At 41.7% G+C, this 16,416-nt stretch carries 13 protein-coding genes and 2 tRNA genes; 14 read left to right on the top strand and 1 reads right to left on the bottom strand.

Features of this window, described 5'->3' with window-relative positions:
• The first annotated feature begins 1 nt into the window (after position 1).
• From VK179_02530 to rimO, 12 genes are all read left to right on the top strand, one after another.
• Entirely contained in the window at positions 2 to 955 is a 954-nt protein-coding gene (locus VK179_02530; GenBank protein HLO57588.1) for a DUF6340 family protein, read from the top strand.
• Between the two features lie 93 nt (positions 956 to 1,048).
• The gene (locus tag VK179_02525) at positions 1,049 to 2,116 is read left to right on the top strand and encodes a DUF6340 family protein (protein HLO57587.1); all 1,068 of its coding nucleotides are present in this window, start codon (positions 1,049 to 1,051) and stop codon (positions 2,114 to 2,116) included.
• A 31-nt stretch (positions 2,117 to 2,147) separates the two neighbouring features.
• Positions 2,148 to 3,389 carry a M48 family metallopeptidase gene (locus VK179_02520; protein ID HLO57586.1) on the top strand — a complete coding sequence of 414 codons (1,242 nt, stop codon included), beginning with the start codon at positions 2,148 to 2,150 and terminating at the stop codon, positions 3,387 to 3,389.
• Positions 3,390 to 3,462: 73 nt separating this feature from the next.
• Positions 3,463 to 3,535 (top strand) — tRNA-Thr (locus tag VK179_02515).
• Positions 3,536 to 3,541: 6 nt separating this feature from the next.
• A tRNA-Gly gene (locus VK179_02510) sits at positions 3,542 to 3,614 on the top strand.
• Positions 3,615 to 3,714: 100 nt separating this feature from the next.
• A complete protein-coding gene (locus VK179_02505; protein ID HLO57585.1) occupies positions 3,715 to 4,962 on the top strand; it encodes a competence/damage-inducible protein A in 1,248 nt (415 codons plus the stop codon).
• An 87-nt stretch (positions 4,963 to 5,049) separates the two neighbouring features.
• The gene (gene rpmB, locus VK179_02500; GenBank protein ID HLO57584.1) at positions 5,050 to 5,292 is read left to right on the top strand and encodes a 50S ribosomal protein L28; all 243 of its coding nucleotides are present in this window, start codon (positions 5,050 to 5,052) and stop codon (positions 5,290 to 5,292) included.
• A 19-nt stretch (positions 5,293 to 5,311) separates the two neighbouring features.
• Positions 5,312 to 5,494, top strand: a complete 183-nt coding sequence (rpmG, locus tag VK179_02495; GenBank protein ID HLO57583.1) for a 50S ribosomal protein L33 — start codon at positions 5,312 to 5,314, stop codon at positions 5,492 to 5,494.
• 6 nt (positions 5,495 to 5,500) lie between these two features.
• A complete protein-coding gene (locus tag VK179_02490; GenBank protein ID HLO57582.1) occupies positions 5,501 to 5,656 on the top strand; it encodes a DUF4295 domain-containing protein in 156 nt (51 codons plus the stop codon).
• 38 nt (positions 5,657 to 5,694) lie between these two features.
• Positions 5,695 to 6,687: a signal recognition particle-docking protein FtsY gene (gene ftsY / locus VK179_02485; GenBank protein HLO57581.1), complete on the top strand. Its 993-nt coding sequence runs from the start codon at positions 5,695 to 5,697 to the stop codon at positions 6,685 to 6,687.
• 50 nt (positions 6,688 to 6,737) lie between these two features.
• Positions 6,738 to 8,180, top strand: a complete 1,443-nt coding sequence (locus VK179_02480; GenBank protein ID HLO57580.1) for an amino acid permease — start codon at positions 6,738 to 6,740, stop codon at positions 8,178 to 8,180.
• An 8-nt stretch (positions 8,181 to 8,188) separates the two neighbouring features.
• Positions 8,189 to 9,499 carry a 30S ribosomal protein S12 methylthiotransferase RimO gene (rimO, locus tag VK179_02475; GenBank protein HLO57579.1) on the top strand — a complete coding sequence of 437 codons (1,311 nt, stop codon included), beginning with the start codon at positions 8,189 to 8,191 and terminating at the stop codon, positions 9,497 to 9,499.
• Between the two features lie 60 nt (positions 9,500 to 9,559).
• Here the strand turns inward: rimO and VK179_02470 are convergent, their stop codons facing one another.
• Positions 9,560 to 12,130: an ATP-dependent Clp protease ATP-binding subunit gene (locus VK179_02470; GenBank protein ID HLO57578.1), complete on the bottom strand. Its 2,571-nt coding sequence runs from the start codon at positions 12,128 to 12,130 to the stop codon at positions 9,560 to 9,562.
• Positions 12,131 to 12,319: 189 nt separating this feature from the next.
• Here VK179_02470 and gyrA point away from each other — a divergent pair, with 189 nt between their 5' ends.
• Together gyrA and VK179_02460 are read left to right on the top strand one after the other, a co-directional pair.
• Positions 12,320 to 14,818, top strand: coding sequence for a DNA gyrase subunit A (gyrA, locus tag VK179_02465; GenBank protein ID HLO57577.1), 2,499 nt, complete (start codon positions 12,320 to 12,322; stop codon positions 14,816 to 14,818).
• Between the two features lie 102 nt (positions 14,819 to 14,920).
• The gene (locus VK179_02460) at positions 14,921 to 16,246 is read left to right on the top strand and encodes a tetratricopeptide repeat protein (protein HLO57576.1); all 1,326 of its coding nucleotides are present in this window, start codon (positions 14,921 to 14,923) and stop codon (positions 16,244 to 16,246) included.
• Positions 16,247 to 16,416 lie beyond the last annotated feature (170 nt).

Genomic DNA, 16,416 nt, shown 5'->3' with positions numbered 1-16,416 from the left:
TATGAGGCTGTTGTCATTTGTTTTAACTCTTCTTTGTCTTGCATGCTATACTAACAGGATAACTATCAGTGTTCTGCAACCGTCTTCTGTTGTACTTCCCAAAGAAATCAAAAAAATAACGATTTATCCAAAGCCTGGCTATACTCCTGTTAAAAACAGGTTAGACAGCCTCAATGAAATACAGATCTCTGCCAAAACTGATGTGGCACAGATAAAAACTGGCTACCTTGACGGTATTTACAATGTAATGTCCGAATCACCGAAATTCACAAAAGTTGTTTTAAATTGTACATCATATGGGCTCTATATGAAAGACAGCGTGTTGTTCTGGGATGACCTTCGAAAAATCTGTACGCAGGATACAACAGAATATATTCTTCTTTTACAGGGTTCTACAGTTTATGATACTGAATTGGAAAGGGAATCAAATACAACCTATTATGGTGTTTACAAAATGATTAATTTAACCAAATGGGCTTTTCTTCAGCCATTCATTGAATCAATAGCACTTAGGTTTACCGAAACCGACAGTCTAAGATTAGATGGTGTGTTTGGAGGATTCGGCGATACAGAGTACCATTTGTACAGAAACTGTTATACAAGCGGCTATTTAACCGGCATGAAGATTTGTCCGTATTGGAAAGATACCCTTCGTACGTATTTCGACGGGCCGGGATCTGATATGAAACATGCCTCCAGGTTAATCAAAAGAAACAACTGGCGGGCAGCATCATTAATCTGGAATGATCTGTCAGATGGTCCTAATCACTCACTTGCTTCAAAAGCAGCCTTTAATATGGCACTTGCCTGGGAACACGGAGATGATCTTGACCAGGCGCTGCAGTGGATTGATTACGCTGATAGCCTGGGAAACAATAAGAGGATAAAAATTTACAGGGATATTTTAGAAAAGCGGTTGGAGACGAAAAAGTTACTGGATAAACAATTACCTTAGTGTTAATTTACGATTTACGATTTACGATTTACGATTACGATTTACGATTTCTAATCAAAATCGTAATTCCTATCTGAAATCTTGACTTTTCGCATGAAGAATTTGGTTTTATTCCTTTTCCTGCTTACCGGATGTGCCTCACAAGTTATTCATCTCAGTGTCCTTGAGCCGGCTGAATTTACAATATCCCCCGGTGTTAAGAAATTATCCCTTTTCCCGGCTGTCGGTTACCAGGCAAAATTAGGCCAGTTCGACAGCCTTTCAGCATTTAAACCGGATACTTCCTGCGATTACAATAAAATCAAATCAGCATACATCTATGGAATACACGATGTTCTTTCTAATTCTCCGCGATTTACAAAAGTCAAAATAACAGATACCTCTTTCATTAAACAGGTAAGCATCGGGAGAATTGATAAAGAACTCATCCGGCAGATTTGCCTGCATGATTCAACAGATGCGGTATTGCTTATAGTAAAAGTTTTAGCCCGTGATTTTATGGATCGCCTGAACAATGGGAAACTTGAAAGCGACGTGACGCGCAATATTGATGGCGTAGAATATATAAAAAACGGATACGGTGAATGGGTTCTCTATGTGAATTCTGGTAATTCACCGAAAAACTGCGTATTTGTTTATCATCTTGTTTCAAGCTTTAAAATTGGTGTTTTTAATCCATGGGATTTTGAGTATCCTGATTTGATTGTTCTAACTGAATTATTCGATATGTATCGTCCAGGGGAGTGCGATAAATTTCATAATAGTAAAGCCCAACAGGAATTATTGTATAATTCTTGTTTTTTTACCGGTAACCTTGTTGGCAATCGCCTTACACCTCTTTGGAAGGATAATCAGAAACGGTACCTATTCAGAGATCTGAATCCATACCTGTCTGAAGCGAATTATATGGCAATGAATGATAACTGGGATGATGCTGCGGACTTTTGGCAAAAGCTTGCCTATAATCATAAGCGCAGGGTGGAATCAAAGGCTTCCTATAATCTTGCTATTAAATCAGAACGGGAGGATGATCTGGACAGGTCGCTTTTCTGGATTAAGCGGGCTGACAGTTTACGGACTTCCAAAAAAATAAAGTCGTACCAGTCTGTTCTCGGGGAAAGAATTAAAAAGAGGACCTTGCTTGACCAGCAAATGCAATAAGGATTGTTGTATTTTTGCAAAAATTTTCCGGATGACTTATAATCTCATTTTTTATGTAATCATTGCCATACTGGTGATTGATTTTGCACTTGAACGTTTTCTTGAATATCTCAACCGTAAACGGATGACAAGTGATCTTCCACAAGAACTGAAAGATGTATTCGATGCGGAACAATATAAAAAACAACAGGCCTACAAAAAAACAAACGATCGTTTCGGAACCCTGACTAGTTCATTTAGTTTCATAATCCTTCTGCTCATGCTATTCCTTGGCGGATTTAAACTGGTTGATTCCTGGGCCAGGGGAGTAACCGAAAATCCTGTATTTATTGTCCTGGTTTTCTTCGGCATTTTAGCCATCGCTTCAGACCTGATAACCACTCCTTTTTCTTTGTATGATATATTTGTAATCGAAGAAAGATTCGGTTTTAATCGTACCACTCCGAAAACTTATGTGCTGGATAAAATAAAAGGCTGGTTGCTCGGTGCAGTTATTGGTGGCGGGCTGCTGGCACTGATTGTATGGTTTTACAGCAAAACAGGCACTGACTTCTGGATCTACGCCTGGATACTTGCTGTTGTATTTACTGTATTTATGGCGATGTTCTATTCATCGCTGATAGTGCCGTTGTTCAATAAGCAAAAACCATTGCCTGACGGAGAACTCCGGGATGCCATCCAGGCTTTCAGTGTTAAGGCAGGGTTCAAACTGAACAATATCTTTGTAATCGACGGATCAAAAAGGTCTTCAAAAGCCAATGCCTATTTTACCGGACTGGGACCAAAAAAAAGGATTGTACTTTACGATACGCTTATAAAAGACCTTACTACGGAAGAAATTGTGGCTGTTCTTGCCCATGAAATCGGGCATTATAAGAAGCATCACGTTTATGCCGGATTGCTTGCCGGAATAATTCAGACCGGTTTTACACTGTATATCCTGTCACTCCTAATAGCTAATCCTGCTTTATCCGAAGCACTCGGAGGTTCACAACCTGCCTTTCATCTTGGATTGATCGCATTCGGAATTTTATACAGTCCCATTTCACTTGTTACCGGGCTCCTTATGAACCACATTTCACGCAGGAACGAATATGCCGCCGATAATTTTGTTAAAATGAACAGTAATCCTGAGGCACTTGTTAACGCACTGAAAAAACTATCGTCGAAAAATCTCAGCAACCTGACACCCCATCCGGCTTATGTGTTTTTTCACTATTCACATCCCACATTGTTGCAAAGGGTAAAGGCCCTTAAAAGTAAAGCGGACTGAATAAATGTGGAAAATCGTGCTTGTTCAAATCGCTAATATTTATAATTTTGTGACCCTTGAATTGAAAAGACAAGCCTCTTTAGCTCAGCTGGTAGAGCAGCGGTTTCGTAAACCGCAGGTCGGGGGTTCAAGTCCCCTGAGAGGCTCAGATTGCGGCAGTAGCTCAGTTGGTAGAGCGTGAGCTTCCCAAGCTCAAGGTCGCGGGTTCGAGACCCGTTTGCCGCTCAGATAGAAGTTCAAGGTTTGAAGGTTTTAAGGTTTTAAGGTTTAAAGGTTTAAAGGTTTAAGGTTTTAGGTTTTAAGGTTAGATAGGCAGGAATGATTTATGAATGCAGAAATAATCACCATTGGCGATGAAATTCTTATCGGACAGGTAATTGATACCAATTCGGCTTATCTGGCTTCGCAACTGAACCTCCTTGGGATCCCTGTTATTCAGATTACTTCTGTCCCTGATATAAAAGAAAACATCCTTAAAGCACTTGATTCTGCATCTGAAAGAGCTGACCTGATCGTTTGCACCGGTGGTCTTGGTCCTACAAGCGATGATATTACAAAACCCGCCCTGGCAGAATACTTCGGTTCAAAACTTGTAATTAATCCGCATGCGGTTGACAGCATCAGGCTGCTTCTTGAATCGAGGGGAGTAGAATTAAATGAACGCAATCTGAAGCAGGCCGAACTACCTCACAATTGTGAAGTTCTTCATAACAGCGCCGGGACAGCCCAGGGAATGTGGTTCAACAGGAACAATAAAGTTTTTATTTCTCTTCCCGGTGTTCCTTACGAAATGAAGGCCATCTGGCAGGAAGAACTGGCTCCGAAATTAAAATCGACGTTTCCTTTGCCTGCCATAGAGCATATAACTGTTCTGACGCATGGTGTGCCTGAGTCAGTTATGGCTGGTATTATAAACGATTGGGAAAACAGCCTTCCGGAGAATATGAAACTTGCCTACCTTCCTTCACCCGGTATTCTCAGGTTAAGGATAACAGGTAAAACGGAAGGAAGCGCTGTTGAACTAAAAGACAAAATGGAAGAACAGGCGCTAAAGCTTGAACAGATTATCGGCAAACCTGTATTTGGGAGGGGTGAAGATAAACTTGAGATAATAGTTGGCAATATCTTAAAATCTAACAATTTAACGGTTTCTACGGCTGAAAGTTGTACGGGTGGAACCATTAGCGCCATGCTAACATCAATATCCGGATCATCAGCCTATTTCAAAGGAGGTATTGTTTCATACTCAAACGATGTAAAGACAAGTGAGTTGAGCGTAAGTCCGTATTCCCTTATCATGAACGGCGCTGTCAGCCAACAGGTAGTCGAACAAATGGCCGACGGGGCCAGAACAAAGCTTAATACTGATTTTGCGGTTGCGGTAAGCGGTATAGCAGGTCCAGACGGTGGTACCGAAGAAAAGCCGGTCGGAACAACCTGGATTGCCGTGGCTTCTAAAAAAAGAATTATCTCAAATGTGCATAACTTTGGGGAAGACAGGGGACGGAATATTCAAAAGGCCGCTATTGCTGCGCTTTTCATGCTTCGGGAAGAGATAATGAATTGTTTATAAATATTTTTAGTACCCACAGTTGGATTTTTAAAAAAATTTATCGTTCTTTGCAACCTGTTTTTAGAAAGCGAATAAACTGATTTAGAAATGTCAAGAATTTGTCAGATTACAGGAAAAACTGCGATGGTAGGAAATAACGTTTCGCACTCCAAACGCAGGACCAAAAGAACTTTTGATGTTAACCTTTTCGATAAGAAGATTTTTCTTCCTGAAGAAAACCGTTGGGTTAGCATTCGCGTCTCCGCCGCCGGAATGAGGGTTATCAATAAAGTAGGTTTGAAGAAGGCCCTCGAGGACGCAAAAACCAAAGGATTTATAAAGAGTTTCTAACGTATAAGCACATCAGGATATGGCAAAAAAAGGTAACAGAATTCAGGTAATTCTTGAGTGCACAGAACACAAGAACAGTGGTCTTCCCGGCATGTCGAGATATATCACAACAAAAAACAGGAAAAACACTCCCGAAAGACTGGAGCTGAAAAAATTCAACCCTGTTCTTAAAAAAGTAACAGTACATCGCGAAATAAAATAACGAGCCATGGCAAAGAAAGTAATCGCAACATTAAAGACCGGATCAGGCAAGACTTTTGCAAAATGCATCAAGATGGTCAAATCGCCTAAGACAAATGCATATATGTTTAAGGAAGAAATTGTACATGTTGACCATGTAAAGGATTTCTTCACCGAGAAATAAATTGACCGAACAAAACATAAAAATTTGGCTTTCTTTGCATGAAGAAAGCCTTTTTTTTTCAATACAAAATAAAGGGAAACCCTATGGCATTATTTGGTTTATTTGGCAAGCAAAACAAAGAGGATCTTAATAAAGGCCTTGAAAAAACCAAGGAAGGTGTAGTTAAGCGCATCTCACGTGCCATCATGGGAAAATCTACTGTGGATGACGAGGTTCTGGATAACCTTGAAGAAGCCCTGATTTCGTCGGATGTAGGAGTGACTACAACGTTACGTATAATTGAAAGACTGCAGAGCAGGGCGGAACGCGACAAATACATGAACACCCGTGAGCTCAATGTTATTCTCCGTGAAGAAATCAGCAATCTGCTTGAAGAAAATAAAGCAGGACAAACAATGGGTTTTGATGACCCCGTACCCGTGAAACCATACGTAATTATGGTTGTGGGTGTAAACGGGGTGGGTAAAACAACTACGATAGGTAAACTGGCATGGCATTATAAAAATGCAGGCAAGAAAGTCCTGTTAGGTGCCTCAGATACTTTCCGTGCGGCAGCTGTGGATCAGCTTACCATTTGGGCTGAAAGAGTAGGGGTTCCCATTGTTAAGCAGCAGATGGGCAGTGATCCCGCATCTGTTGCTTTTGATACTGTGAATTCAGCAAAATCATCCCAGAGTGATATTGTAATCATTGATACGGCCGGTAGACTTCATAATAAAGCAAACCTGATGAGCGAATTATCCAAGATAAAACGGGTGGTTCAGAAAGTTATTCCCGATGCTCCCCATGAAGTGCTGCTTGTGCTCGACGGGTCAACGGGGCAGAATGCCTTCGAACAGGCCAAACAATTCACTGAAGCCACCCAGGTTAATGCCCTCGCCATTACAAAGCTTGACGGTACTGCAAAAGGCGGTGTAGTCATCGGTATTTCCGACCAGTTTAAAATTCCGGTCCGCTATATCGGTATCGGTGAAAAACTTCAGGATCTGCAGGTATTCGATAAAAATGCATTTATTGAAGCGTTGTTTTAGTAAGAAAAGATATATTTGATATATCGAATTCACACAATACACATTTCAATATGAATCTATTCAGGACAAAGCCAATTGACCAGCTTCTCATGGAAGCAGGTGACAAGGAACACGGTTTAAAAAGAGCACTGGGAGGCGTCAGTCTGGTTACCCTGGGAATCGGCGCCATCATCGGAACCGGCATTTTCGTTCTCACGGGAACTGTAGCCGCCAATTTCGCAGGACCTGCCCTTGTACTTTCATTTATCATTTCAGCCCTGGGTTGCGTATTCGCAGGTTTATGCTATGCTGAATTTGCTTCCATGATCCCTATCTCAGGCAGCGCCTATACCTATGCATATGCCACTTTGGGAGAGTTCATAGCATGGATTATAGGCTGGGATCTTATCCTTGAATATTTGTTTGCTTCTTCAACAGTTGCTGTGGGCTGGTCAGGTTATATGGTCAGCTTTCTGCACGATTATAATATCAACATCCCGGCATTTCTTAGCAATGCACCTTTTGATTATTCAAAGGAGCTCGGCTGGTACTTTACCGGCAGCCTGATGAATTTTCCGGCTGTATTCATAGTGGCTTTGTTGTCCACTTTGCTTGTTATCGGAATCAGGGAGTCGGCAGGACTGAACAACATAATTGTCGCCATTAAGGTTATTGTTATCCTTCTTTTCATCGGATTCGGACTTTCTTATATCAATACGGCAAACTGGAAACCGTTTATTCCACCAAACACAGGCGATTACGGACATTTCGGAATTTCCGGTGTACTGCGCGGAGCTGCTGTAATTTTCTTTGCCTATATAGGCTTTGACGCGGTTTCCACAGCTGCACAGGAGGCACGAAATCCTCAAAGGGACATGCCGATGGGAATCCTGGGATCTTTGGCGGTTTGTACCATTCTTTACGTGTTAGTCTCAGGGGTCCTTACAGGTATCGTACCTTTTGGCGAACTCAATGTTCCGGCTCCCCTGGCTCTCGCAATCGACCGCACAGGCACCGCCCTGATATGGCTGAGGCCTTTGATTAAAATAGGCGCGATTGCCGGCTTGAGCTCAGTAATCCTTGTGATGCTCATGGGCCAGCCGCGAATATTCTATACAATGGCAAATGACGGTCTTCTCCCGAAAAGCTTTGCGAAAGTTCATCCAAAGTTCAGAACGCCCTATGTTACAACCATTCTCACCGGTATTGTTTCATGTTTCTTTGCCGGTGTACTTCCTATCCATATTCTTAGCGAACTGGTTTCAATCGGTACTTTGCTCGCATTTACAATTGTTTGTATAAGCATTATTATACTCAGAAAGAAAAGGCCTGATGTTCCACGCCCGTTTAAGACCCCCCTTGTTCCGCTTGTACCCATTCTGGGCGCTGCCATATGCCTGCTGCAGATGGTTAGCTTACCCTGGGAAACGTGGGAACGACTGATTATTTGGATGGCTCTCGGATTGATCATTTATTTCGCCTATAGCAAAAGAAAAAGCCGGCTGGCCAGGTAAAGTTAGCAATGCATACAAAAAACGTTAAGAGCAAGAAGATCCGTGTGGTTACCCTTGGGTGTTCCAAAAATCTTGTTGATTCGGAAACACTGATGGGACAATTATATGCCGAAAATCTGGCCGTAACCGATTCAGAAACCGATCCGGCAAGAATTGTTGTCATCAATACATGCGGCTTTATAAAAGATGCCAAACAGGAATCCATTGACACCATACTTCAGTTCATCCGTGCCAAACAGGAAGGGATGATCGATCAGCTTGTGGTCATGGGTTGTCTTTCAGAACGGTACAAAAAGGATCTTGAAAAAGAAATACCGGATGTCGATAAATATTTTGGTGTCAATGACCTGGAGGCAATCATTAAACATTTTGGTTTAAATTATAAGAATGATCTTATAGGAGAGCGCATCCTGACTACGCCTCCTCATTATGCCTATCTTAAAATCTCTGAAGGATGCGACAGGCGCTGCTCTTTTTGTGCCATTCCGAATATCAGGGGCAAGCATCTGTCAAAAACACCGGAACATCTTGTGCACGAGGCAAACCTTCTGGCAGCTAAGGGAGTTAAAGAGCTGATCCTGATAGCACAGGACCTTACACGGTATGGCGTTGATTTGTATCACCGCCAGGCATTGCCTGATTTGCTTGAAAAACTTTCTGATGTGAAGGGAATCGAATGGATCAGACTGCATTACGCTTATCCTGCGGGTTTTCCCAAAAAGGTTATCCGTATTATGAAGGAAAGGCAGAATGTTTGCAATTATCTTGATATTCCTTTCCAGCACGGCAGTGACAAGGTACTGGCCAAAATGCGAAGGGGACATACAAGCCTGCAGAATTATGAACTCATTGATTACATCAGGAAAATGATCCCTGATATAACGCTGCGAACTACACTTATAACTGGTCATCCCGGTGAGACGGCAAAAGAATACGAAAAACTGAAAAAATTTGTGGAGGATGTCCGTTTCGACCGTCTTGGTGTTTTTACTTACTCTGAAGAAGAAGATACCTATGCTGCGCTAAAATATAAAGACTCGATCCCTGAAAGAATAAAAAAGGATCGTGCGGATGAAATCATGTCAATACAACAGGAAATATCAACCACTTTGAATCATAATAAAATAGGTAAGTCATTTAAAGTAATGGTAGATAGATGGGAAGGAGAGTACTTCATCGGAAGAACGGAAAGTGATTCACCCGAAATCGACAACGAAGTATTGATTTCATCAGGAAACAAGAAATTAGCCACCGGAAGGTTTTACCCGGTTATTGTAACAGGCGCCGAAGAATTTGACCTTTTAGGCAGACCGGAATAAAAAAAACCAGGAGCTGTATTAACCCGCACCTGGTTTTCTTGAATGTCAATAGCCCTCTAATTATTCAGCGGCTTCTTCTATATCATCAACGGCAGCATTTGCAGCTTCTTCAGCATGCAACACTTTCATATTGACTTCTTCCTTCTTTTTATTCAAAGATATAGCGATCGTATCGCCTTCACGCATATTTGATTTAATGATCACTTCAGCCATGGGATCTTCAAGATACTTCTGTATTGCCCGTTTTAATGGACGTGCACCGAACTGAATATCATAGCCCTTTTCAGCAATAAAATCTTTGGCTGCATCTGACATTTTGATCTGGTAGCCCATTGAGAGTATCCTTGCATAAAGACCCTGCAATTCAATATCAATGATCTTATGAATATCTTCACGTGATAGCGTATTGAAGATGATTACATCGTCAATACGATTCAGAAACTCAGGCGAGAAAGCTTTTTTAAGTGCATTCTGAATGACGCTTTTGGCATATTCATTTGATGCTTCCTGTTTTGAGCGGGTAGTGAATCCCACACCCTGGCCAAAATCCTTTAATTGCCTTGTCCCGATATTCGATGTCATGATGACAATCGTGTTCCTGAAATCGACCCTGCGGCCGAGACTATCAGTAAGTTGTCCTTCATCCAGTACCTGTAGAAGTATATTATATACATCCGGATGAGCTTTCTCAATTTCATCAAGCAAAACAACGCTGTAGGGACGTCTTCTTACTTTCTCGGTAAGCTGTCCGCCTTCTTCATACCCTATGTAACCCGGAGGTGCACCAACAAGCCGCGATACAGAGAACTTCTCCATATACTCGCTCATGTCAATTCTGATGAGGTTATTGAAGGAATCAAACAGGTATTGCGCAAGCACTTTGGCAAGCTGTGTTTTACCAACACCGGTGGGACCGAGAAAGATGAATGTTCCGATAGGCTTGTTGGGATCTTTCAAACCGGCCCTGTTACGTTGAATTGATTTGACGACCTTATCAATGGCTTCATCCTGTCCGATAACACTGCCTTTGAGTTCTTCACCCATTTTCAGAAGGCGATGGCTTTCCTCAAGGGCAATACGCTGAACCGGAACACCGGTCATCATGGCTACTACTTCAGCCACTTTTTCAGCATCTACAATCTGCCTGTTACGGGTAAGTTCTTTTTCCCATTTCAGCTTTTCATCATCGAGCATTTCAAGGAGCTCTTTCTCTTTATCCCTGAAACTGGCAGCCTTTTCAAAATTCTGATTTTTGACTGCCTTTATCTTTTCCTTTTTGGTTTCCTCGATTTTCTTTTCAAGCTCAATAATCCGCTCCGGAACATGAATATTTGAAATATGAACACGCGATCCGGATTCATCAAGCGCATCAATGGCTTTATCAGGCAGATGCCTGTCGGAAATATACCGGTTGGTGAGTTTCACACAAGCATCAATAGCTTCGGGCGTGTAAATCACATTGTGATGATCCTCGTATCTTTCCTTGATATTATTCAGGATTTCGGCCGTTTCTTCAGGTGATGTGGGCTCAACCATAACTTTCTGGAACCTGCGCTCCAATGCACCGTCCTTTTCAATGTGCTGACGGTATTCATCAAGCGTGGTTGCACCGATACACTGGATATCACCCCTGGCAAGTGCAGGTTTCAGCATATTGGCCGCATCAAGAGAACCGGTGGCACCGCCTGCGCCGACAATCGTATGGATTTCATCAATGAAAAGCACGATGTTTGAGGTTTTCGACAGCTCATTCAGGATGGCTTTCATTCGCTCCTCAAATTGTCCCCTGTACTTTGTTCCGGCCACTATGGCAGCCAGATCAAGGGTTACAACCCGCTTTCCGAATAATACCCTTGAAACTTTCTTCTGAATGATTCGCAGCGCCAGTCCTTCAACAATAGCCGACTTTCCGACGCCCGGTTCCCCAATAAGGATGGGATTATTCTTTTTACGGCGACTCAGGATCTGGGCCAAACGCTCAATTTCTTTCTCACGTCCCACAATGGGATCCAGCCTGTCTTCTTCGGCGGCTTTGGTGAGGTCCGTGCCAAAATTATCAAGGACAGGTGTCTCTGAATTCGATTTTGCACCTTCAGGGTTCTGTCCTTTGCCGCTTTGAGAACCGAAGGACCCCATGGTTTCATCTTCCTCATGAGGATAATCAGCCCTGGGCTCATTATCTTCTGAATCCGACATATGCTCGTTCAGCAATTCCTTGCGAACTTTATCATAATCAATGTTATGATCAAACATGACCCTGGATACTGTTGTATTCTCATCTTTTATGATAGCCAGCAACAGGTGTCCTGTGTCTATGGTACTTTTTTTCAGTGATTTTGCTTCAAGGTATACCAGCTTTAAAATACGTTCGGAAGTTTTTAAAAGCGGTACATTATCAGAGTCCGTAACTTTTATCGGACCGGTGGGAGAAACTATTGCTTCAATATCTTTCTTCAACTGGTACAGGTTGGCACCAAGAGAGACCAGAATATCAATAGCAACGCCTTCGCCTTCACGCAAAATGCCAAGAAGCATATGTTCAGGAGCAATCTCACTGTTCCCTAACCGTATGGCTTCTTCCTTGCTGAAAGAAAGTACATCTTTTATTCGTTGCGAAAACTTTGCATCCATTTTATAATACTCCAATCGTTTTTACTTAATTATAACGCAAATATACGATTTATTGTTTAACGTTTTTAACAGCCTTTGTTAATATAACAATGAAAAAAATCGCGGTAAAACCGCATTAAATGCATACTTTAGCAAATTAAACTCATACGGCTTGTATAGTTATAAATAGTTAAAAATTAGAAGATAATAATGGCTGAAGGAGAAAAGATCATTCAGATAAATATTGAAGAGGAAATGAAAGCAGCCTACATCGATTATTCGATGTCGGTTATTGTTTCACGTGCATTGCCTGATGTAAGAGACGGATTAAAGCCTGTTCATCGCAGGGTACTTTTCGGAATGCAGGATCTCGGTGTTTTGTCGAACCGTCCATATAAGAAATCCGCACGTATTGTCGGAGAGGTACTTGGAAAATACCATCCGCACGGAGATACGTCGGTATATGATGCTATGGTGAGGATGGCGCAGGATTGGTCATTGCGTTATCCACTTGTTGAAGGTCAGGGTAATTTCGGATCGATGGACGGAGATAACCCGGCGGCTATGAGGTATACCGAGGCCCGGTTACGTAAAATCGCTGAAGAAATGCTGGCGGATATCGACAAAAATACTGTTGACTTCCAGCTTAACTTCGATGACACATTACAGGAGCCTACAGTGCTTCCTTCAAAAATACCTAATCTGCTGATTAACGGGGCTTCTGGTATTGCCGTTGGAATGGCTACCAATATGCCGCCTCATAATCTCACCGAGGTTTGTAAAGCAACAATTGCTTATATTGAAAATCCTGAAATCACTACCGAACAATTGATGGCCTTTGTTAAAGGTCCCGATTTTCCGACCGGTGGAATCATATATGGATACCAGGGAATTAAGGATGCCTTTGAAACGGGCAGGGGAAGGATTGTGCTTAGAGCCCGCACAGAAATCGAGAATACTGCCAGCGGCCGTGAAGTGATTGTGGTTAAGGAAGTACCTTACCAGGTTAACAAGGCTGAAATGATTAAGAAAATTGCCGAACTGATTAACGAAAAGAAAATCGAAGGCATTTCTTATATCAACGATGAAACCGACAGGAAAGGTGTCCGCGTTGTAATCATCTGTAAAAAGGAAGCACAGGCAAGTGTTGTCCTGAATAACCTTTATAAACACACGCAGCTGCAGACAACTTTCAATGTAAACAATATTGCCCTTGTACATGGCCGGCCAAAACTTCTGTCACTCAAAAACATCATAAAATATTTTGTTGAGCACCGGCATGAAGTGGTAATTCGCCGCACCAAATTTGATCTTGAAGAATCGGAAAAGAAAGCACATATCCTTGAAGGACTGCTCATTGCACTCGATAACCTCGATGCTGTAATTACATTGATCAGGGGATCCAAAACTCCCGATGATGCCAGGGAAGGACTTATGAATTCCTTTGGTTTAAGCGAGGTACAGGCCAAAGCTATTCTTGAAATGAGGCTTCAGAGGTTGACCGGATTGGAGCGTGAAAAGATAAAGCTTGATTATGAAGAACTTCAGAAATTAATAGCCTGGCTCAGGAATCTGCTTGCAGATGAAAGCCTCAGAATGCAGGTTATCAAGGATGAACTTAATTCAATGATCGAACAGTATGGCGATGAGCGTCTCACAACCATAATTCCTGATGAAGGAGAGTTCAATCCTGAAGATTTCTATTCGGATGATGACATGATCATTACGGTATCTCATCTTGGGTATATTAAAAGGACTCCTCTCAGCGAATTCAAAACCCAGGCGAGGGGAGGAAAGGGGTCCAAAGGTTCTGAGACAAGGGATGAGGACTACCTTGAGCATATGTATCATGCCACCATGCATAACACTATGTTATTCTTTACCGAGAATGGCAGGTGTTTCTGGCAAAAAGTATACGAGATTCCCGAAGGTACCAAGACATCCAAAGGCCGCGCCATTCAGAATCTGCTGAATGTTGACCCGAATGATAAGGTAAAGGCATTTATAAATTTAAAAAGTCTAGTAGATAAGGAGTATATCTCGAATAATTACATCGTGCTTTGCACAAAACACGGTGTCATCAAGAAAACCTCCCTTGAAGCTTATTCCAGGCCACGACAGAACGGAATAAACGCTATTAATATAAGGGAAGGAGACAGTCTTCTAGAGGCACAGCTTACCAATGGAAATAATGAGATATTAATTGCCGTGCGGTCCGGTAAAGCCATCCGGTTTAATGAAAAGACCGTTCGTCCTATGGGCCGAACTGCATCGGGTGTAACAGGCATACGGTTTGCTGAAAAGAATGACATCGTGATCGGTATGATCTGCATTGATGATCCTTCAAAATCTGTGCTTGTGGTATCCGAAAAAGGCTATGGCAAACGCACTGAGCTTGATGATTACAGGATCACCAACAGGGGTGGCAGGGGAGTGAAAACAATTAATATTACCGATAAAACCGGTCAACTTATTGCTATAAAATCAGTTACTGATAAAGATGATATCATGATCATCAATAAATCTGGTATCACAATCAGGCTTGCAGTTTCGAATCTCAGGCTTATGGGACGGGCGACACAGGGTGTAAGGCTGATCAACATCAAGGCTGGAGACTCGATTGCAGCTGTCACTGATGTAGTGGGTTCTGCTGAAGAATCAGACGAAAAGGAGATTGGCAATGACGGAGAGGATAATTTAACTGCTTAATATTCTGGCTTTTTTTGCACAATCAATAAATAGAAATTATATTTGGCAAAATTTTTGAATATAGTATTTCAAATTAAATATAAAACTCTAAAATCGATTAAAATGAAGCGAATCAGTCTGTTTCTTATCTCATTGATGATATTGGCTGGCACCGGTTTGAAAGCTCAGGCACCGGCTGCTACGGGAACTTCTGTTCTTAACTATGCAGGTCTCGAAGCCAAATTAAAGAAAAGTGATTCTGATATTCTGAACGAAAAAAAGAATACAAAAGCAAAAACATGGAGCAGCAGGGCACAGGTACTTATCGACATATTCAATGTCCATAATGATATTCTGAGCAGGGGTATGGAACCAACAAGAGCAAAATTGTTTTTGAAAGAGCCCAAAGAAATCCAGACTTCACAGGAAGGTCCTAACCAGGTTGAAACTTATGTATATGACAGGGTAGACCTTAAATTTGTGAACGGAAAACTCGAAGGCTGGACCGATAAGAACAAAATTCATCCGGATCCTTTGCCCGAAGCACAGAAAGCATTGGATAAGGCTATCCAGCTGGATACGGACGGAAAGGCCACTGCTGATATAAAGAAAGTAACAATAAACCTGAAATCAGCTTATCAGACTGAAGCTGTGAATGATTATGAACAGACCAATTACAAGGAATCCTACAATGATTTTATCAGCTTACTGAATCTCAATAAGCTTCCTTTCATGAACAATCAGATCGACACCGTTCTGATTTATTTCGCCGGAAGAGCAGCATTTGAAGATAAAAATTATGCCGAAGCAAACAGACTTTTCGAAGAAGCCGGAAATTACGGATATAATGATCCACTGCTCTGGGTTCTCCGCAAACAGGCTTTATTTGCACTGGGTGATACCGCAAAAGGTGTAGAAGTTATCACACAGGCCTTCAATAAATATCCTGAAGAACAGACAGTTATGTATGAGATGATCAACTATTATCTTGATACTGAGCAGGGTGACAAAGCACTTGAACTGATCAACAAGGCAAAAGAGGGTGATCCTACAAATATTTCTCTTGTATTTACCGAAGGCACACTTTATGATAAAATGGGCAAAACTGCTGAGGCTGAAAGAGCTTATAAACAGTGTATCCAGATGAATCCTGACTACATTGATGCCAATTATAACCTTGGAGTTTTATACTATAACGTAGCCGTGAAGATTTATGAAGAAGCTTCAAATATTTCTGATAATGCTGCATTCGAAAAGAAACAGGCTGAAGGTGATGAAGCTTTGAAAGTAGCCGTTCCTTATATGGAAAAAGTTGCTTCAATGGAACCAAAAAATCAGGACCAGTTTAATACAAAGAGAATGGCATTGGAAAGTCTTCGTAGTATTTACTATCGTCTGAAACAGGAAGACAAACGCCAGGAAGTGATCAATAAGATCAATGCCATGTAATAGCCAAAATATAAAAGGGAAGGACAACCTTCCCTTTTTCTATAAAGAATCTATTTAACATAATATTAATTATAGGACATTTATTTACCGAGTAAAACCTGACATCGTTGCAAACCTGTCAGCGTTATCAAGTATCCAGTATCCAGTATTCGCTCAATTGAACTTTCAAA

The sequence above is a fragment of the Bacteroidales bacterium genome (genome assembly GCA_035299085.1).
GTDB lineage: Bacteria > Bacteroidota > Bacteroidia > Bacteroidales > UBA10428 > UBA5072.
Note: the sequence above shows the minus strand (reverse complement) of the source record. Positions and strands in the feature narration are given on the sequence as shown.